Annotated in this window: 16 protein-coding genes; 11 read left to right on the plus strand and 5 right to left on the minus strand. The window is 63.7% G+C overall.

Annotated elements, in window-relative coordinates:
• Positions 1 to 176 precede the first annotated feature (176 nt).
• From argJ to HD842_RS21515, 3 genes are read left to right on the plus strand one after another with little or no spacing between them, the layout of a single operon-like run.
• Positions 177 to 1415, plus strand: a complete 1239-nt coding sequence (argJ, locus tag HD842_RS21505) for a bifunctional glutamate N-acetyltransferase/amino-acid acetyltransferase ArgJ (protein WP_183557240.1) — start codon at positions 177 to 179, stop codon at positions 1413 to 1415.
• Positions 1416 to 1417: 2 nt separating this feature from the next.
• Entirely contained in the window at positions 1418 to 2305 is an 888-nt protein-coding gene (locus HD842_RS21510) for an ATP-binding protein (protein WP_370660867.1), read from the plus strand.
• Positions 2302 to 2721, plus strand: coding sequence for an NUDIX domain-containing protein (locus HD842_RS21515; protein ID WP_183557247.1), 420 nt, complete (start codon positions 2302 to 2304; stop codon positions 2719 to 2721). Before HD842_RS21510 ends, HD842_RS21515 begins: the two co-directional genes overlap by 4 nt.
• A gap of 90 nt (positions 2722 to 2811) precedes the next feature.
• Here HD842_RS21515 and yidD read toward each other — a convergent pair whose 3' ends face one another.
• The 5 genes from yidD to HD842_RS21540 form a co-directional block, all read right to left on the minus strand.
• The gene (gene yidD / locus HD842_RS21520; protein WP_183557250.1) at positions 2812 to 3267 is read right to left on the minus strand and encodes a membrane protein insertion efficiency factor YidD; all 456 of its coding nucleotides are present in this window, start codon (positions 3265 to 3267) and stop codon (positions 2812 to 2814) included.
• A gap of 1 nt (position 3268) precedes the next feature.
• Positions 3269 to 3469: a DNA gyrase inhibitor YacG gene (locus HD842_RS21525; RefSeq protein WP_183557253.1), complete on the minus strand. Its 201-nt coding sequence runs from the start codon at positions 3467 to 3469 to the stop codon at positions 3269 to 3271.
• A gap of 15 nt (positions 3470 to 3484) precedes the next feature.
• Positions 3485 to 4240 carry a cell division protein ZapD gene (gene zapD, locus HD842_RS21530; protein WP_183557256.1) on the minus strand — a complete coding sequence of 252 codons (756 nt, stop codon included), beginning with the start codon at positions 4238 to 4240 and terminating at the stop codon, positions 3485 to 3487.
• An 87-nt stretch (positions 4241 to 4327) separates the two neighbouring features.
• On the minus strand, positions 4328 to 4933 hold the full coding sequence (coaE, locus tag HD842_RS21535) for a dephospho-CoA kinase (RefSeq protein WP_183557259.1): 606 nt from the start codon (positions 4931 to 4933) through the stop codon (positions 4328 to 4330).
• On the minus strand, positions 4930 to 5799 hold the full coding sequence (locus HD842_RS21540) for a prepilin peptidase (RefSeq protein WP_183557262.1): 870 nt from the start codon (positions 5797 to 5799) through the stop codon (positions 4930 to 4932). The genes coaE and HD842_RS21540 overlap by 4 nt, the downstream gene beginning before the upstream one ends.
• Positions 5800 to 5994: 195 nt before the next feature.
• Between HD842_RS21540 and HD842_RS21545 the strand changes: the two genes are divergently transcribed.
• From HD842_RS21545 to HD842_RS21580, 8 genes are all read left to right on the plus strand, one after another.
• Positions 5995 to 7338 (plus strand): MBL fold metallo-hydrolase, encoded by a 1344-nt coding sequence (locus HD842_RS21545; protein WP_183557265.1) that lies wholly within the window; start codon positions 5995 to 5997, stop codon positions 7336 to 7338.
• Between the two features lie 782 nt (positions 7339 to 8120).
• Positions 8121 to 8846 carry a gluconate 2-dehydrogenase subunit 3 family protein gene (locus tag HD842_RS21550; protein WP_183557268.1) on the plus strand — a complete coding sequence of 242 codons (726 nt, stop codon included), beginning with the start codon at positions 8121 to 8123 and terminating at the stop codon, positions 8844 to 8846.
• Positions 8847 to 8848: 2 nt separating this feature from the next.
• The gene (locus HD842_RS21555) at positions 8849 to 10624 is read left to right on the plus strand and encodes a GMC family oxidoreductase (RefSeq protein ID WP_183557271.1); all 1776 of its coding nucleotides are present in this window, start codon (positions 8849 to 8851) and stop codon (positions 10622 to 10624) included.
• Between the two features lie 12 nt (positions 10625 to 10636).
• Positions 10637 to 12025 carry a c-type cytochrome gene (locus HD842_RS21560; RefSeq protein WP_183557274.1) on the plus strand — a complete coding sequence of 463 codons (1389 nt, stop codon included), beginning with the start codon at positions 10637 to 10639 and terminating at the stop codon, positions 12023 to 12025.
• Between the two features lie 340 nt (positions 12026 to 12365).
• The gene (locus HD842_RS21565; protein ID WP_183557277.1) at positions 12366 to 13070 is read left to right on the plus strand and encodes a MarC family protein; all 705 of its coding nucleotides are present in this window, start codon (positions 12366 to 12368) and stop codon (positions 13068 to 13070) included.
• Between the two features lie 30 nt (positions 13071 to 13100).
• Positions 13101 to 14126, plus strand: a complete 1026-nt coding sequence (locus tag HD842_RS21570; RefSeq protein ID WP_183557280.1) for a porin — start codon at positions 13101 to 13103, stop codon at positions 14124 to 14126.
• A 187-nt stretch (positions 14127 to 14313) separates the two neighbouring features.
• Positions 14314 to 16002 (plus strand): methyl-accepting chemotaxis protein, encoded by a 1689-nt coding sequence (locus HD842_RS24400; protein WP_308638664.1) that lies wholly within the window; start codon positions 14314 to 14316, stop codon positions 16000 to 16002.
• Positions 16003 to 16140: 138 nt separating this feature from the next.
• Positions 16141 to 20172, plus strand: a complete 4032-nt coding sequence (locus tag HD842_RS21580; protein ID WP_183557282.1) for a Pls/PosA family non-ribosomal peptide synthetase — start codon at positions 16141 to 16143, stop codon at positions 20170 to 20172.
• The last annotated feature ends 2 nt before the right edge of the window (positions 20173 to 20174 follow it).

Here is a 20174-nt window from a genome sequence, read left to right on the forward strand (position 1 = left end):
TTTAGTGTCGGAAGACCGGGCGGCCAACCATCACCGCGTGGACGGGAAGACCCGTCCACCCTACGCATCAAGTGAAAACGGAGGGGAAACGCGGCCGGTTTATTTTGGCCCGCAATTTCGTACGGGATGATCGTGCCGTTACAATAAGCGATTCGAATTTTTCCAACGAGATCACCATGGCCGTCAATTCCCCCCTGCCAGTCGCAGCCGACCTGAAACCCGTCAACGGCATCGAGATCGGTTTCGCCGAAGCCGGCATCAAGAAGCCCAACCGCAAGGACATCCTCGTCATGCGCGTGGCCGAAGGCGCCACTGTCGCCGGCGTGTTCACGCTCAATCGCTTCTGCGCTGCGCCGGTCCAGGTCAGCAAGGCCAATCTGGCCGCCGTCAAGAATGGCGGCGCGCCGATTCGCGCGCTGGTGGTCAATACCGGCAACGCGAACGCCGGCACGGGCGAAGAGGGCCTGGCCAATGCGCAGGCCACCTGCGCCGAGCTGGCCAGGCTGCTGGATATCGAGCCGGGCCAGGTGCTGCCGTTTTCGACCGGCGTGATCCTGGAACAGCTGCCGCTGCAGAAGGTCGTCGCCGGCCTGCCGGCCGCGGTGTCGAACCTGAAGGCGGATAACTGGTATAACGCCGCCGAGGCGATCATGACCACCGATACCCAGCCGAAGGCCGCGTCGCGCACCGTCACCATCGGCGGGCACACCGTCACGATGAGCGGCATCAGCAAGGGCGCCGGCATGATCAAGCCGAACATGGCCACGATGCTGGGCTACCTGGCGTTCGATGCCAAGGTCGCGCAGCCGGTGCTCGATGAACTGGTCAAGCACGCGGCTGACCACTCGTTCAATGCGATCACGATCGATGGCGATACGTCGACCAATGACTCGTTCATCATCGTCGCCACCGGCGCCGGTTCGCTCGTGATCGACAAGGCCGAAGGCGCTGACTACGAAGCGTTGAAAGATGCCGTCACCGACATCTCGCGCAACCTGGCGCAGCAGATCATCCGCGACGGCGAAGGCGCCACCAAGTTCATGACCATCACGGTCGACGAAGGCGCGGACGTAGCGGAATGCCGCAAGATCGCCTACGCGATCGCGCATTCGCCGCTGGTGAAAACCGCGTTCTTCGCATCCGACCCGAACCTGGGCCGCATCCTGGCCGCCATCGGCTATGCCGGCGTGGACGATCTGGATGTCACGAAGCTCGACCTGTACCTGGATGACGTCTGGGTCGCCAAGGCGGGCGGGCGCAATCCCGACTACAAGGAAGAAGACGGCCAGCGCATCATGAAGCAGTCCGAGATCACGGTGCGCGTCAAGCTCGCGCGTGGCGACGCCACGGCCACGGTCTGGACCTGCGACCTGTCGCACGACTACGTCACGATCAACGCCGACTACCGGTCCTGATGGTGACGTCGCCACTGGACCAGTTTCTGCGCCGCGCCGAAGGGCTGCTCGAGCGCCTCGAGGCGGTGCTGCCGGCCGCGCATGCGCGTGAGCCGGACTGGAAGCGCAGCACGGCCTTCCGCTGGCGCCGGCGCGCGGGCGGCGCCGGCAACTACCTGCAGCCGGTGCTGCATGCGTCCACCATCAACCTGGACGACCTGCACCACGTGGCCGCGCAAAAGCGCCAGATCGAGCAGAACACGCGCCAGTTCGTCGCGCGCCGCCCGGCCAACAACGTGCTGCTCACTGGCGCGCGCGGCACCGGCAAATCGTCGCTGATCAAGGCGTGCCTGAACGGCTACGCCGACCAGGGCCTGCGCCTGATCGAAGTCGACAAGGCCGACCTGGCCGACTTGCCCGACATCGTCGACCTGGTCGCCGGCCGGCCCGAGCGCTTCGTGATCTTTTGCGACGACCTGTCGTTCGAAGAGGGTGAGGCGGGCTACAAGGCGCTGAAGGTCGCGCTCGATGGCAGCATCTCGGCGCAGTCCGACAATGTGCTGATCTACGCGACGTCCAACCGGCGTCACCTGATGCCCGAGAAAATGTCGGACAACGCCAGCTATCAGCATGGCGCCGATGGTGACCTGCATCCGGGCGAGACGGTCGAAGAGAAAATCTCGCTGTCCGAGCGTTTCGGTTTGTGGCTGTCGTTCTACCCGTTCCGCCAGGATGACTACCTCGCGATCGCCGGCCACTGGCTGGCGAGCTTCGGCTGCACGCCGGAGCAGATCGCGGCGGCGCGACCCGAAGCGCTGCAGTGGGCCTTGCAGCGCGGCTCGCGTTCGGGCCGTGTGGCCTGGCAGTTCGCGAAAGACTACGCAGGCAAGTTGCCGGATCAAGCCGCATGAGTGATGTGAACATTCAACCCGTCGATGTTGCCGTCGGCGTGCTGATGCGCCCGAATGGCGACGTGCTGCTTGGCCAGCGCCCGGACGGCAAGCCCTACGCCGGCTATTGGGAATTCCCAGGCGGGAAAGTCGAAGCGGGTGAAGACATCTTCGCAGCGCTGCAGCGCGAGTTCATGGAAGAACTCGGGGTGCAGGTTGTGAGCGGGGAGGCCTGGTGCTGCGTCGAACACGTCTACGAGCACGCGCACGTGCGCCTGTATTTCTATATCTGCCGCGAGTGGCTTGGTGAACCGCAAAGCCTGGAAGGGCAGGCGTTTGCCTGGCAAGGTTCGTATGGCGTCAGCCCGCTGCTGCCGGCCACGATCCCGCTGCTCGAATGGCTCGACCGCGTCCGTTTTCCGGATCGCATAACGTAAAGTTCGGTAGCGCAGGCCCCTTGCCAGCGCCGACTTCAACTGGCGAAGGATCCTGGGTGTGTCGTTCCGCGACGGCGTCGGGATGGCAGATCAGCGCGGCTGACGCGACTTCTTGCGCGCGTCGCCCCAGCCGCGCAGCCAGCGCGTGAGCCAGCGGTCGACCTTGTCGCACGCGCATTCCCCCGCTGCCTGGCAACCCAGACTCGCCAGAGCATTGCCCAGCGGCCTGCTGCAGCAATCGCACGGCAGCAGGTCGCACTCCCCACGCTGATAATGCAAGACAGGATTGGGCGCCGCAACCACACGTGCAGCCAGCGCGCGGTCGTGCGCAGCACCACAACGCCGCAACTGGCGCCGCAGGAGCGGCAATCCCAGCCTCAGGCCATGGCGCGCAATGACACGGTAGCCATGGCCCGAGCAGCTGGCGCGGCCCGTGGTGGCGCGCCAGGCGCAGGAAAAACCCTTGAGGGGAGAGAGGTGGCGCTGGTACAGGCGAATCGCCCACAGCGCCAGGCGCGTGCCGGTGGAATGCGGCGCGCGACCCATGTCAGCGCTGTGGCTGCGGTGGTGGCGGCTCGTCGAACGGATCGAGCGGGTCGGCCGGCACGGCGCCGGGGATGACGAATTTCTCTTCGGCCCAGGCGCCCAGGTCGATTTGCTTGCAACGCTCGGAGCAGAACGGGCGATACTTGTTCGCCTCGATCCATTCGACTTTCTTGCTGCAGGTAGGGCAGGAGACAACGGTCATCGTACGGTCAATCGGTTAAAAATTACAGAGCGTCAGGTCGAACGGCACGTCCACCTCGAGCGGCTTGGGCTTGCAGTCGCCGTCCTGGCTGGTAAAGCGCACCCACAGCATGTACTTGTTGGCCGAGATCTCGGGGATCGCGCCCGTCGTTTCGTCGAGCGTCAGGCGCAGCATCTGGTAGATTTTACCCTGCAACATCTGCTGGTAGCTGCCAGCGGCGGCGAACATCTTGACCGATGCGCCTGAATTGCGCAGCAGGCGCAGCACCAGCGACAGTGCTTCGAGCAGCGGCGAGAGCGGGCCAAACCAGCCCATGATGTCGTCAAAACGCTTGTCGAACGGGCGCTTCTGCCAGGCAAAATACGACGGCAGGTCGAACTCGCAGGCGCCGCCCGGGATGATCGTGCGGCCGCGAATGCTCATGAGCCACTCGTTCTCGCGCACGTTCTGCCCGGTCTTGCCCTGGCTCGCGACCAGCGCGCTGCTGGCTGCATCGAGTTCGGCCAGCACGGCGTCGAGCGTTTCGGCCACGACGGCCGGATTGCTGCGGTAGGCCAGCAGCGATTGCTTCTGGCGCTCGAGCTCTTGCAGCAGGTCGGATTTGAGATCGGCGCGGCCGGCCACTTCCAGCATGTCGAAGATCGTCGCGAGCGCGACATGGTGCTGCATCGGGTGTTCCTGATGCACGAAGAACTTGAATTTTTCGTACAGGTCTTCCAGCCGCAACAACGTGCGAATCCGCTCGTTGAAAGGGTATTCGTAGACGATCAAAATGACATTCCTCTGAATGTAGGCTGGAAGGCAACTGCGTGATTCTGAACCATGCGGGCCGAAATTACAAACCCTGCATCACTATTGTTACAGACTTAACGCGAGATACCGTTCATGCAATGCTTGCACCTGCGCCCGCAGGGCCTCCAGGCCGGCGTCGTTGTCGACGACATCGTCGGCTTCGGCCAGGCGCCGGGCGCGCGTGACCTGGGTTGCCATGATCGCGCGCACCTCGTCGGCGGAGAGGTGGCTGCGCTGCATGACGCGCGCCACCTGCGTGTCTTCGCTGCAGTCGATGGCCAGCACGCGCGTGACCCGTTCGCGCCAGCTGCCCGATTCGATCAGGAGTGGTACGACATAGATCACGTAAGCGCCCGTGGCCGCCTGGCCGGCTGCCTCGGTCGCGGCGCGGATGCGCGGGTGCAGGATGGCTTCCAGCCGCGCGCGGGCGGTGGCATCCGAAAACACGAGGGTGCGCATGCGGGCGCGGTCGAGCGCGCCGTCCGGTTGCGCGAAGTCGGGCCCGAACTCGGCCACGATGGCCGGCATCGCCGCACCCTGTGGCGCGGTCAGCGCATGGGCAATGACGTCGGTGTCGACGATCGTCGCGCCCAGCGCGGCAAACAGGTCGGCGACCGTGCTCTTGCCGCAACCGATGCCGCCGGTCAGTCCTACCGAAAACGCCGGCGTCATCCGAACAGACCCGCCGTGAAGCCGCCCAGCTGCGCGCCGTACAGCATCGTCAGCAAGCCCGCCGCCGCCAGGTAAGGGCCGAAGGGGATGGCCTTGTCGCGCGCGCGTTTGGCGAACACGATCAGGCTGATGCCGACGATGGCGCCGACGACCGACGACAGCAGGATGATGGTCGGCAGCGCGGTCCAGCCCAGCCACGCGCCCAGGCCGGCGAGCAGCTTGAAGTCGCCGTAGCCCATGCCTTCCTTGCCGGTGGCAAGCTTGAACAGCCAGTACACGGACCACAGCACCAGATAACCGGCGGCGGCGCCGATGACGGCGTCCTGCAGCGGCACGAAGGTGCCGTGCAGGTTGATGAGCAGGCCCGCCCACAGCAGCGGATAGGTCAGGTCATCCGGCAGCAACTGCGTGTCGTAGTCGATGCACGTCATCGCGATCAGCAGCCACGCGAACAGCAGGCTGCCCATGCCCATCGCGCCGCTGCCGAAGGTCCAGACCAGCAAGCCAGACACGATGGCGGTGAACAGTTCGACGGCCGGATAGCGCGGCGAGATCGGCGTCTTGCACTTGCGGCACTTGCCGCCCAGGACGAGATAACTGATGACCGGGATGTTTTCCATCGCCGTGATCCGGTGCCCGCAGCACGGGCAGGCAGAGCGGGGGACCGTCAGGTTGAAGCGGTCCGTGTGCGGTGGCGGCTGGCCACTTTCTTGCGCAACATAATTGTCGGACTCGCGCTGCATCATCTTCGGGATGCGGTAGATGACGACGTTCAGGAAGCTGCCGACCAACAGGCCCAGGAGGGCCGCTACCAGCGTGGGTGCAAGCTGCGCAGGGAGCGCGAACAAAAGGGATTCCAGGGGCATGTCGGTCGTTTCGGGTCGGGTGGCATGCAGTACGGGCAAGCTGCACGGAGATTCTGTAGAACAACCTTATTGTAGGGCGTTTCCCCCGTTTGGCGAAGCGCTTTGCCGGTTCCCGCGCACGATTGCGACGCCTCACGCGTGGTGCGCGGCCACGCACCAGACTCGATCGTATCGACGCCCCGTGCCATCACCCCCATGCAAACGCCGACCTTCACCTTCCTGAACCACGCCAGCTGGTTGCTGCGCACTGACGGTGCGCTGTTGCTGGTTGACCCGTGGCTCGAAGGCACCGTGCACAACAATGCCTGCCGCCTGCTCGACGACGTTACCCGCGACGCGCACGTGATCGACGAACTCAACGCAAGCAGTTTGCCGGTGTTTATCTGGTGCTCGAGTAGCCGGCCCGAGCACCTGTCGCACTCCTTCGTGCAGCGTTTTCGCACCGAGTTTCGCGGCATCGCCACCTTCCTGTGCCGCGAGGGCGACTGGCGCCTGGCGGACGCACTGCGGCGTCACCGCCTGCCCATCGCCACATGCCCCGTCGGGGCGCCGCGCGCGCTGGCCCCCGGCCTGCACCTGACGGCCCATGCCAGCGACGAGGGCGAGTCCTATTGCCTGATCGCGTGCGGGCAGCACACGCTGCTGCACTTGGGCGAACGGGCGCTAGTCAGCGGCGCGGCATGCCGCCGCGCCGCTGCGCAACTGCGTGCGGCGCAGGTCCGTATCGATCTGCTGCTGACCAGCTTTGCCGCCCATGCAACGCCGGGCGAAGCAGCAGCCGAGCGCGGCATCGGGCGCATGGCGTGCCAGATCGACGTTTTCCGGCCACGGCTGGTCGTGCCGGTCGCATCGTTCGCGCACTTCAGCCGCATCGACAACACGTGGCGCAATCACGGCCGTCCCACGCCACTGGACGTGCTTGATGCGCCAGCGCTGGCCCCGCTGCGTGGCATCGTCCGGTTCATGCGGCCCGGTGCGCAGTTCGATCTGGCCACTGCAACGCCGGCCGCCTTGTGCGCGCAGCACACCGAAGCGCTGGCGTACTGGATGGCGCGCTGGCGAGAGCAACCTGCGCCGTTGGCGCGTCCGGCTCAGGCCACGCTGGCCGAGCTGAAAGAGGCGTTCGCCAGTTATCGCGACCGCGTCGGTGTGCATCTGTACGGTCTGCCCAGCCTGCTGGAATGGCTTTGCATACTGCGCCCGCTGCACCTTGCGCTGCCGGACCTGCACCGGACGATCGTGCTGTCGTACCGGCATGGCCTGCGCCCACTGGCGCGCGACGCCTGCGCCGATATCGCGATGTGTTCGGGCACGGCGTTGTACCTGCTGCGCGACGGGGATGGGTTCAACACGACGGTTGCGGGCGGTTGTTTCCAGAGCATGCGTGCGCAAGGTATGCCGATGTTCAGGCGTTTCTTCTTGCCGCAGCGCGTATGCCAGCGTGTGCTGGCGCGGCAACGGCCATGGAGTATTGGCGCTGCGCTGCTGCGTGCGACATTGGTTTGGGCATGGCGTGCAATACGTACACCATTGTCGTGAATGCATAGCCTGAATTAACTGCGCCACTGCCAATTACCAGCCGAATCCAATGCCGGCGTGATGCTATATCGGTAATGTATTTGCTCTCATCATATTGGGTGATAGCAGCATTAAAAATATGCATGGGGCTGTCATTACATCTTCAGCCAACTATTACCGCGCAGATACTGAAAATATTATTAGCTTGATATTATTAGGAATTCTTTTTCATCTGATGTGGGCAGTAAAAATCGGATGATAGGGTGTTTTCAGGGATTGACGACGACTGTTACAGTGTTTCATTTATGCAACGTGTGAAGTTTTTTGTTGTCACATGCTGAGCCCATGTCGATGTGCCGGCAGCAGCCTGCAGCAGCGGCGCTCGCCTCCCTTAGACGCCGATTGCGGTGTTGTCTCCCCATGCGCTTTTCCTCTAGTCATTTCCAGAATGGGTCCATAGCGACACATTTGTATTGACGATGATTTCAGTGTATCCGTGCGGCAATTACTTGGTGCAGCGGTGTATCCGCATAGGTGCGCACTCCACCTAATACATTAAAACTCTTGAAATTTCTGAATATTCGAATGTTTCATTTGTAAATATATTAGTGGTACGGACGCTGGTTTCCCTATACGGCAATTAGCACGGTCGTATTACTGCAAATCGGCATCAATCAACAAACCCGTAATGGATCGCGCCAATTCCGGCGCCGGGATTTTCAATAGCGTATCAAGATCAGCATGGTTATCATGCGAGATGCCTGATGCATATATATCCAACGTCAATATGGAGCAAAGACATTATGTCCGATGACCAGCAATCTCCTTCCCGGCGCCGCACGCTCATCAAGACCCTGGTGTTCGTGCCGATGGGTGCGGGCGCTGCAGCGGCGATCCAGCAGAACTTGCCCAACGCGACGGCCGCAGCGCCGGCCGAAGGCAAGCCAGATGCTTACACCCCAAAATTCTTCACCGCGACCGAATGGAAATTCGTCATCGCTGCCGTCGATCGTCTGATTCCGCATGACCAGCACGGCCCTGGCGCCGTCGAACTGGGCGTGCCCGAATTCCTCGATCGCCATATGCAGAGCCCGTACGCCGCTGGCGCGATCTGGTATATGCAGGGGCCATTCCTCGAAGCGACGTCCGAATTCGGCTACCAGGGCAAGCTGGCGCTCAAGGACATCATCCGCGTGGGCATCAAAGCCGTCGACGCGCATTGCGCCAGCAGCTTCTCGGGCAAGGCGTTTGCCGATCTCGACCTGCGCATGCAGGAGGCGGTGTTGAAAGATCTCGAAGAAGGCAAGATCAAGCTGGCCGACATTTCGTCGAAGCTGTTCTTCGCTGATTTCCTCGCCGAAGTGCGCGCCGGCTACTTTGCCGACCCGAGCCACGGCGGCAACAAAAACATGGGCGCATGGAAGATGATCGGCTACCCCGGCATGCGGGGCGATTATCTCGAGTGGGTCAAGATTCGCGACAAACCGTATCCGCTCGGACCGGTCGATCTGGCGGGACGGAGAGGATAAGCATGGCAATCGTAAAACCAAAAACAGATGCAGTGATCGTTGGCATGGGCTGGGTTGGCGCCATCATTGCCAAGGAATTGACGGACGCCGGCATGAACGTCGTCGTGCTCGAGCGCGGTCCTGACCGCGACACGCAGCCCGACTTCGCCTATCCGCGCGTGATCGACGAGCTCGAAGGCTCGGTGCACCGCAAGTACCTGCAGTCGCTGGCGCAGGAAACCATCGCCATCCGCCACAACGGCACGACGTCGGCGGTGCCGATGCGTCGCATGGGCTCGTTCAAGCCGGGCACGGGCGTCGGCGGCGCCGGTTCGCACTGGTCGGGCTGCCACTTCCGCGCGCTGCCAGAGGATTTCAAGATCCGCAGCATCATGGAACAGAAGTACGGCAAGAAGATCCTGCCGGCTGGCATGTCGATCCAGGATTTCCCGATCACGTATGAAGATCTGGAACCGCACTTCGACCACTTCGAATACGTGTGCGGCACCTCGGGCAAGGGCGGCATCATCAATGGCGCGCAAGTTGCTGGCGGCAATCCGTACGAAGGCTCGCGCTCGCGCGAATTCCCGCTCGGGCCCAACCCGGACTACCTGGGCGCCGAATACTTCTACAAGGCCGCCAACGCGATGGGTTACCACCCATACCCGATCCCGGCCTCGAACGCCTCGGGCACCTATGTCAACCCGTACGGTTGCCAGATGGGTCCGTGCAACTTCTGCGGCTTCTGCTCCGACTATGGCTGCCTGAACTACTCGAAGGCAAGCCCGAACGCGAACATCCTGCCGGTGCTGCGTGGCCGCAAGGGGTTTGATCTGCGCACGATGGCGCAGGTCATGAAGGTCAACCTGACGCCGGACGGCAAGATGGCCACCGGCGTGAACTACCTCGATGCCCAGGGCCGCGAGACCGAGCAGCCGGCGGACATCGTCATCCTGGCCGCATTCTCGCTCTACAACGTGCACTTGATGCTGCTCTCGGGCATTGGCCCGGCCTACGATCCTGTCACCAAGACCGGTACCGTCGGCAAGAACTACTCGTACCAGAACCTGAACCGCGTCTCGCTGTTCTTCGACGAGACCGTGCATGCCAACCAGTTCATGGGCATTGGCGGCGGCGGCGCCACGTTCGATGACCTGAACGGCAACCGCAACGATCCGACCAAGACCGGCTTCATCGGTGGCGGCATCATCTGGGCGCGCCAGCCGGGCGGCGGGCCAGTGCGCGGCATCGCGACCGCGCCGGGCGTACCGGGCTGGGGCAGCGACTGGAAGAAGGGCGCCAAGGAAGCGATGCGCCATTCGTTCTACTTCGAAGTGCAGGGCTCCTGCATGTCGTACGACGATGCCTACCTCGACCTCGATCCGAACTACAAGGATGGTTTCGGCCGGCCATTGCTGCGCATGACGTTCGACTGGCACGAGAACGAAATCATCGCGTCGCAATACTTGGTCGGCAAGGCGCAGGACATGTGCCAGGTGCTCAATCCATTGGCCATCAAGGGCGATGCGAAAAAGGCGGGCAGCCACTACAACATCAACCAGTACCAGAGCACGCACACGGTTGGCGGCGCGATCATGGGCGACAACCCGAAGACGTCGGCCCTGAACAAGTATCTGCAGTCGTGGGATGTGCCGAACGTGTTTGCGCCGGGCGCCAACGCGTTCCCGCAGAACAATGGCTACAACCCGACCGGCATGGTCGGCGCGCTGGCGTACTGGTGTGCCAAGGCGATCCGTGAGCAGTACATCAAGAACCCAGGCCCACTGGTCCAGGCATAAGAGGACGAACAGATGACGACGAAAAAACCTGTGAAAAAAGTCCTCCTGACCCTTGGCATCGTTGGCGCGCTGGTGGTTGCCGGCATGTATGGCTATGCGGTCGCGCCGACCGAGACGCGCAAGATCGAACCCGGTCCGCAGCTTGCAGCAGGCGCCAAGCCTGATGCCGGCCTGATCGAGAAGGGGCGCTATGTCGCCACCGCCTCGGACTGTATCGCCTGCCACACGGCGCCAAGCGGCAAAGCCTTCGCGGGCGGCCGCGTGATCCAGTCGCCGATCGGCAATATGTACTCGACGAACATCACGCCGGACAAGGCGACCGGTATCGGCAACTACACGCTGGACGATTTCGATCGTGCGATCCGCCACGGCATCACGCCGACCGGTGGCACGCTGTATCCGGCGATGCCGTTCCCGTCGTATGCCCGCATGAGCGACGACGACCTGCGCGCGCTGTACGCCTACTTCATGCATGGCGTGGCGCCGGCAAGCGCCGCGAACCGCGCGGCCGACATCCGCTGGCCGCTGTCGATCCGCTGGCCGCTGGGCATCTGGCGCAAGACCTTCGTGCCGGTGCAGGGCCCGATGGACCTGTCGAAGTACGCCGACCAGCGCATCGCGCGCGGCGCCTACCTGGTGCAGAGCCTGGGGCACTGCGGCACCTGTCACACCCCGCGCGCCGCCACGCTCAATGAGCTGGCGCTGGACGAGTCCGGTCCTGAGTACCTGGCTGGCGGTCCGCTGATCGACGGCTGGCTCGCAGTGAACCTGCGTGGTGACAAGGTCGACGGCATGGGCAACTGGAGCGAGAAGGATATCGTCGATACCCTCAAGACCGGTCGCAACAGCCATTCCGGCGTGCTCGGCGAGCCGATGCAGGACGTCGTCCTGCACAGCACGCAGAACATGACGGATGACGACCTGAGCGCCATGGCAGGCTATCTCAAGACGCTGCCGGCCACGGGCAACAAGAAAGCCAGCTTCACGGCCAGCACGGCAACGGTCGACGCCATCATGAGCGGCGACGATAGCCAGCGCGGTGTCCAGCTATATCTGGACAATTGCTCGGCCTGCCACCGTGTCGACGGCAAGGCCTCGGGCAATGTGTTCCCTGCGCTGCCGGGCAACCCGACCGTGCTGCAGCAGGACCCGAGCTCGCTGATTCGCGTGATCCTGGCCGGCGCACGCCTGCCATCGACGAAGACGGCGCCATCGGAGCTGGGCATGCCGGGCTTCGCATGGCGTCTGTCGGACGAAGAGACGGCGCACTTGACCACCTTCGTGCGCAATGCCTGGGGTAACAAGGCCGCGCCAGTCGGTGCAGCCGATGTGGCCAAGGTGCGCAAGGCACTGAAGGACCACGAAATCCACGAGATGGACAAGGGCGATACCAAGCACTAAACGTGTGAGGGTAGCGTGACGGCGGCGCCGTCAGTGCAGGGTCATTCACGTGATCCGGTGCTGGCGGCGCCGCTTTTTTTTCCACGGGTAGGGTGGGGCGGGTTTCCCGCCCACGCGTTCAACACACCTTCGCACACCGCGGAGCGACGCCAGGCGTGTGTCCATCCCGCCCGACCTTCCTGTACAGTTTATGCTGTGAGACTAAGAGCCCCCGTGACGACGGCAGGTTCGACATCGGCACGCGTCGTGTTTCGCTTGAAGGTGTGCACGTGAACAACCCCACGCCAGCGCTGCATGCGCGGGCACCCGAGTTCAGCCTGACGGGGCTGCCGGACTACCCATGACGATCGAACTTGTTCTAGTTGCTGCCAGGAGCTTCCTGTTTGTATTGGTGACGATGTTGCCAATCCTTAATCCGGCCGCGACCGCGCCGATTTTCCTGAGCCTGACCGAAGGCGCGTCGCCAACGATCCGGGCACTGCTGGCACGCCGCATCGCCCGCAACATGTTCTGGCTGATGGCCGGTTCGATGCTGATCGGTTCGTACGTCCTCGATTTTTTCGGCATCTCGCTGCCGATCGTCCGCATTGGTGGTGGCCTGATCCTGGCGTCCGTCGCCTGGCGCCTGCTCGGGGCGACGCCTGCCACCCCCGACAGCCGGGCTTCCCTGGCCGAGACCTTCACACCCGAACATGCGCAGCGCCAGGCCTTTTATCCGCTGACCTTCCCGATCAGCTGTGGGCCGGCCTCGATCGCCGTCGCCATCACGGTCGGCGTCGCCCTGCATGATGTCAAGGTGGTGTTTTCACTGGCGCGCATGGGCGGCGCCTTGCTCGCCCTGGGCCTGATTGGCGTGCTGCTGTACCTCGCGTTCCGCTACGGCGAACATTTCCTGCGCCTGATCGGCGAAGCCGGCACCGCCGTCTTCCTGCGCCTGACCGCGTTCATCCTGCTGTGTCTGGGCGTGCAGATCGTCTGGGACGGGGTGCGCGAACTGGTGCTCGGGCTGATGCCGGTAGCTACCCATCTTGCCGCTTTAATTTGACCTTATGGTCCTGACCTTTGGAGACCATCAATGACTTTCCTCACCACCACACCTGCCCGCATGGCGTTTGCATTATCGGGCTCGCTCTGCTGCAGCGCCGCGTTCGCGCAGGACACGCCGGAACTCGATTTCTACGGCTCGCTGCGCACCCAGGTCGAATCAGTCCACCCAGATCGTGCTGATTCCTATACCGGCCTGCGCGACGCGTATTCGCGCGTGGGCATCAGCGGCAAATACCCGATCAATGCAAATCTGGCGCTCGTCGGACAGGTCGAACTGCCGGTCGATGTCGCCAATGCCAGGCTGCGCGACCCCTACGACCAGGATGAAAACATCCGCATCGCCAGCGTCGGGGTGAAGGGCACGCTCGGCGCGCTCACCTACGGCCAGCAGTGGATGCCTTACTACAACGCCGTGGCAGCGCCGGTGGACATGTTCAGCACGTACTACAGCGGCTATGCGACCTACACCGTATTCCGGGTGGCCAAGACGCTGGCGTACTCAACCCCGACCTACAACGGCCTGTCGTTTGGCGCAGGCTATGCGCCCAGCAGCGGCAACCGCCGCTCGACCTCGCGCATCGACGACCGCCGCTGGCAGGCAGTGGCCACGTATGTCCGCGGCGACACCCGCCTGGCGGCAGGCGTCGATGACCGCGGCGACGCGGGCTATGGCAAGAACCGCATCTACGGCGTCACGCTGAGCCATCAGGCCGATGCCTTGTACCTCGCAGTGAAGTACGAGGCATTCGAGACGGGCAACCGCCAGCCTGGCAGCTTCTCGACCGATGGCAACCGCGCCATCAATCTGTATGGCCACTATGCGCTGGGCAAGAGCACGATCAAGCTGATGCTTGCCAAGGTGGACAACTACGGTGACGAGATCATCCACCTCGGCATCGATTACGCGCTGTCGCGCGACGCCAGGTTGTTTGCCGAGTTGTATCGTGAAGCCGAAACGGCGGCACTGACGACGCGCCGTGGTGGCCTGGCGGACGTGGATGGCGGTGTGCGTGGTGGTCGTGCGCTGGCGGTGGGGCTGCGTTACGATTTCTGATGTGGCGGGCAGGGCGCAGGAACGCAGGATGCCGTGCAGCGCCGGCTCGATGGACCTCGGTTGCATGAAAACCACAACGGTCTCAAGATGGTTGCGCAGGCTCGTACTACGAACATCCCGCGAGAAGTAATGCATCACACACGCAAAATAATTTTCCACTAGGAAACTTCATGCTGTGTGGGTGACAATGCATTTCATCCCTTCTCGTGTCGCGACCTACCGAATCATGCTGAAAAATCTCAACGTCACCCGCAAACTTGGTTTGCTCGTCGCCATCATGCTGGCGGCAATGATCGCTTTTGGCTGGAGCGCCCATACCGGCCTGCAACGGGTCTCGGCTGCAGGCGCTGAAGTTGGCCACGTGCGCCTGCCGTCGATCCATGGGCTGCTGTCAGTCAGCGAAGGACAGACGGCAGTGAAGGGCTACGACATGTCGGTAGCGCTGTACCAGAACAATCCTGATGCGCGGCAGCAGCTGGATGCCATTCTTGAGCACCGCCGCAAAGCCTGGGAACGGATCGATGCTGGCTGGCGCCTGTATGAGCCTCTGCCACAGACGCCCGAAGAGACCGTACTCTGGAATCAGTTCCAGGGCGAGTGGAAGGCCTGGCAAGTCGCGGAAGAACAGGTTGCCCGTACCATGACTGCGCTTGCGGGCAATACGTCACCCGAGCGGCGGCAGGAACTGTTTGCGTCTTTCTTCCAGCAGGTAAGCGCTGCCGAACCGCTGTTCGTGCGCTCTGAAGGGACATTGGAGAAAATCGTGGCCCTCAATAACGCCATTGCCAGTGCCAGCATCGAGATGGCCGACGACAGTGCCGCCGCTGCACGGATGGCAATGGTGACGGTCGCCCTGGTGGCGCTGACGATCGCCACCATCTGCGCCGTCGCCATTACGCGCAGCATCGTGCAGCCACTGCGCCAGGCCGTGTCGGTGGCATTGACCGTCGCCGCCGGCGACCTGACGAGCGTCATCGTCGTCAGCGGCAAAGATGAAACCAGTCAACTGCTCGGCGCGCTAAAGCAGATGAACGACAGCCTGGCCGGCATTGTGGAACGTGTCCGGGCCAGCACCGAGACCATCGCGATCGCCTCCTCGCAAGTAGCGGTGGGCAGCCAGGATCTGTCGTCCCGTACCGAAGAGCAGGCATCGTCGCTCGAGGAAACCGCATCGTCGATGGAGGAACTCACCTCTACGGTCAAACAGAATGCCGACAACGCACGCCAGGCCGATGCATTGGCCGCGCAGGCTTCCCGGGTAGCAGTCCGTGGCGGGGAAGTGATTGCCGGCGTGGTCGATACCATGGACGGCATCAACCGCCATTCGAGCAAGATTGCCGACATCATCGGCGTGATCGACGGCATTGCGTTCCAGACCAACATCCTGGCGCTGAACGCCGCGGTCGAAGCGGCGCGTGCGGGTGAGCAGGGGCGAGGCTTCGCCGTGGTCGCCGGTGAAGTGCGCACGCTGGCGCAGCGCAGCGCGAGCGCGTCGAAGGAAATCAAGGCTCTCATCAATGAATCGGTGGTCCAGGTCGCCCAAGGGACACGACTGGTGGGCGACGCCCGCGCCACCATGACCGAAGTGGTCGACAGCATTCGCCGTGTGAACGACGTGATGTCCCACATCAGTGCCGCCAGTGCCGAACAGTCATCCGGCATCGAGCAGATCAACACTGCCGTCGTACAGATGGATCAGGTGACACAGCAAAACGCGGCCCTGGTCGAAGAGGCAGCCGCTGCCGCCGAATCGATGCAGAACCAGGCAGCCCAGCTGACGCACGTGGTGTCGTCGTTCAAGACCAATCGAGCAGTCGCGCAGCAGGGCGGAGCAGCGCGCGTGTCCGCCCGGACGCTGCCAGCATTGCCAGCATAAAAAAGACTGATCGCCGTCCTCTTTGAGGGAAGCGATCATTCCCGTGGCTTGCGGGTGTTGCCGGACGCGCCGTGACGATCTGAATTTTTTGTTTTACAGCATCCTTGCGTAAATGCGTCTCAGCCTTATGTGGTGTCGATGAAAAATTCTATTTCCTCGACGCAGCATCCCGACATCCTGTACGGACCCCACCAGCCCGAGCTGCTGCGCGATGAAATCCTGGCCGACCTGCTCGAAGCCAGCGCGCAGCGAGCGCCCGACCAGCCCGCCTTCGTGTCCGGCGCACGCCAGCTCAGCTACCGCGAACTCGACGAGCAGGCCAGCCTGGCCGCCTCGCGCCTGATCGACTCCGGCATCGGGCCAGGCGATATCGTTGGTCTGTGGATGCCACGCGGGATCGACCTGTTGATCATGCAGGCGGCAATCGCCAAGACCGGGGCCGCCTGGCTGCCGGTCGACGAAGACACGCCGGCCGAGCGCCTGCTGGTTTGCATGACGGACGCCGGGTCGCCGGCGCTGGTGACCAGCGAACGGATGCGCGAGCGTCTCGGCAGTATTACCCAACCCATCCACATGGCCGAGGATCTGCTGCTGCCGGCAACCGACGACTACGTGCTCAAGCGTCGTGGCGTGGTGTCGGGGAGCGCGCCGGCCTATGTGATCTACACGTCGGGGTCGACCGGTAAGCCGAAAGGCATCCTGATCGACCAGCGCAGCATCTGTCACTTCCTGCGCAGCGAGAACGCGGTGCTTGGCGTGCGTGCGGATGACCGTGTCTACCAGGGCTTCTCGGTTGCCTTCGACATGTCGTTCGAAGAAATCTGGATTTCCTACCTGGTCGGCGCGACGCTCTGGCTCGGACCGAAAGAAGCCGCGGGCGATCCGGAAGCGCTGCCGCGCCTGCTCGCCGAAAACGGCGTCACCGTGCTGCATGCGGTGCCGACCCTGCTGTCCCTGTTCGCCCAGGATGTCCCGAGCCTGCGAATCATCAACCTGGGCGGCGAGATGTGTCCGGAAGCCGTGGTCGAGCGCTTCTCGCGACCCGGCCGTGTCATGTTCAACACGTATGGTCCGACCGAAGCGACGGTTTCGGCCAGCCTGGCGCGCATGGAACCGGGACGCACGATCACCATCGGCGATCCACTGCCGAACTATGGTCTGCTGGTCATCTCGACCGAGACCGACAAGGGCCTGCAGATCCTGCCGCGCGGCGCCACCGGGGAACTGTGCATCACCGGTCCCGGCCTGTCTGCCGGCTACCTGGGCCGCCCTGATCTGACTGTCGAAAAATTCCTGCCCAACCCATGGGCCAGTGGCAGCGACGATGCGCGCCTGTACCGCACGGGCGACCTTGCGCGCATCGAACCGGACGGGCAGGTCGTGTGCCTGGGCCGGACCGACGATCAGGTCAAGATCCGCGGTTTTCGCGTGGAACTGGGCGAGATCGAGGCCGTACTGGCCCAGCAGGACGGCATCGGTACCACCGCCGTCCTGCTGCGCAAGGACGATGGCATCGACCGCCTGGTCGCCTATCTGGTACCGACGCCGGCAGCGACCGACGAACAGCTTGCGAGCGCCACGCTGCGCACGGCGCTGTCCGGCCGCCTGCCGCCCTACATGGTGCCGAGCCGCTTTGAAGTCCTTGCGGTCATGCCGCGCCTGACCTCGGGAAAGATCGACCGCAAGGCCCTGAAGGCCATGGCACTGAGCGCGCCACTGCCGAGCGACCTGGCGGCATCGGACGCGCCGGAAACCGCGGGTGAGACCGCCTTGTTTGCGGCCCTTGCCCAGTTGTTCCCGGGCCAGCCGATCCGGCGCGAGCAGGATTTCTTCTCCGACCTGGGCGGTCACTCGTTCTTTGCCGCCCGCCTGGCAAGCGCGTTGCGCCAGGATCCGCGCTTCGCTCACATGACGGTGGGCGACATCTACCAGAAGCGCCAGATTGGCGCGATTGCGGCCAGCCTCGATCAAGGCGCGGGAACGGCGGCGATGGAGGCCGACTGGACCCCGCCGCCGGCAAGGCAGCGCTGGCTGTGCGGCCTGGCCCAGCTGGCGGTCTTTCCGTTGCTGGTGACGCTGCGCATGGCGCAGTGGCTGGCGCCGTTCTTCGCGTATCACTACCTGACCGGCGAGCCCGGCGACAGCGTTCCCCGGGCGGTCGCGGCGGCGATCGGCGTGTTCCTGCTGGCAACGGTCATGGAGTTCGTGCTGGCAATTGGCGGTAAATGGCTTGTCGCCGGGCGGCTCAAGCCTGGCTCGTACCCACTGTGGGGCATGACGTACTATCGCTGGTGGCTGGCCGACCGCCTGATCGATGCGGCGCCCACCTACCTGCTCGCCGGGTCGTCGCTGTACACCTGGTGGCTGCGTCTCTTGGGCGCGAAGATTGGCGACGATGTCGTGATCGGCTCGATGACCGTGCGCGCGCCTGAACTGCTGCAGTTTGGTGACAACGTCAGCATCGGCAATGCCGTCAATATCGAGAACGCGCGCGTGGAGCGCGGCCGCCTGCTCCTGGGCAGTGTCACGCTCGAAGACGACGCCTTCGTGTCGTCGTACGCCATCTTGGAAGGGAACACCCGCGTGGAGCGGCATGGCCATCTGGAGGGCCAGTCGGCGCTGCAGGACGGTGGTGTCGTGCCCGCAAACCGCGTCTGGAAGGGCTCTCCGGCACGCGATGCCCATGCGTTCGATCCATCGGCACTGCCGCCGCGCCCGCACACGAGCCAGCTGCGCCGCGCAGGGGAAGCGCTGTTCTTCGTTTTCGGCATCCTGCTGGTTGCGACGCTGTTCTTCATGCCGGTGTTCCCGAGCTTGTTGCTGATCGACTGGTTCGACGAGCGCGGTGCGCTGGCCTGGCTGCAGGCGAGCACCATCGAAGGCCAGCTGGTGCGCTACTTCGTGCTGGCGTTACCGGCCAGTGCCGTGCTGGTGTTCCTGACCATGCTGGTGTCGGCGGCGATCCGCTGGGGCTTTTTGCCGCGCATCCAGCCGGGCCGCTACGCTGTCCACTCGAACGCCTATTGCAAGAAGTGGCTGGTCAGCCATATCCAGGAGTCCAGCCTGAACGTCCTGCACGGCATCTACGCCACTGTCTACGCGCCGTTCTGGTACCGCCTGCTGGGCGCCAAGGTGGGACGCGATGCCGAGATCTCCACCGCGCTGGGCGTGGTCCCGGACATGCTGACGCTGGGTGACGAGACTTTCATTGCCGACGCCGTGATGCTGGGCGACGAACATGTCGATGGCGGCTGGATGACGATGCAGCCGACCGTCGTGTCGAACCGCTCGTTCGTCGGCAACGGCAGCTACATCCCGGACGGCACCATCCTGCCGGAGGGCGTGCTGGTTGGCGTGCATACCCACGCTCCGGACAACGAGCGCATGACGGCCGGCGACACGTGGCTCGGCTCGCCCCCGATTCGCCTGCCCGCGCGCGAACAGGTCGGCGGTTATCCGGAGCACCTGACCTACAAGCCATCGCCCCTGCGCCGCCTGGGCCGCTCGCTGGTGGAAGCCTTCCGCATCGTGGCGCCGCATGCCATGGTAATTACGGTCGGCTACACGGTAGTGCTGGACCTGATGCCGATCGCGGGGGCAGGGCACTGGGGCGCTGTCATTGCCTACCTGGCGTTGATCGGGCTGGCCTACGGCATCGGTAACTACCTGTTCGTGCTGGCCTTCAAGTGGCTGTTACTGGGCCGCTACGAGAAGCGCGCGGAGCCGATGTGGACGCCGTTCGTGTGGTTGTCCGAAGGCGTCACCAATATGTACGAAGGCATTGCGGTGCCCAACTTCATGCGCTACCTGCGCGGCACGCCATGGCTGCCAGTCGCCTTCCGCCTGCTCGGCTGCCACATCGGCAAGGGCGTGTACATGGACACCACCGACATCACCGAGTTCGACTGCGTGCACATTGGCGACCATAGCGAACTCAATGCGCTGTCCTGTCCGCAGACCCACCTGTTCGAAGACCGGGTGATGAAGATCGACCGGGTCGATATCGGCAGCAAGGTCTACCTCGGCCCGCGCAGCGCGGTGCTGTACAGCGCTCGGGTGGGAGATAACGCGCGCCTGGGACCACTGACGCTGGTGATGAAGGGCGAGCATATTCCGGCCGCGACGAGCTGGGTTGGTCTGCCTGCGGCGCCTTTACGGGCGGCGGGGTGAGT

Origin of the sequence: Massilia aurea (assembly GCF_014200505.1) — a bacterium.
Taxonomy (GTDB): Bacteria; Pseudomonadota; Gammaproteobacteria; order Burkholderiales; family Burkholderiaceae_D; genus Telluria; species Telluria aurea_B.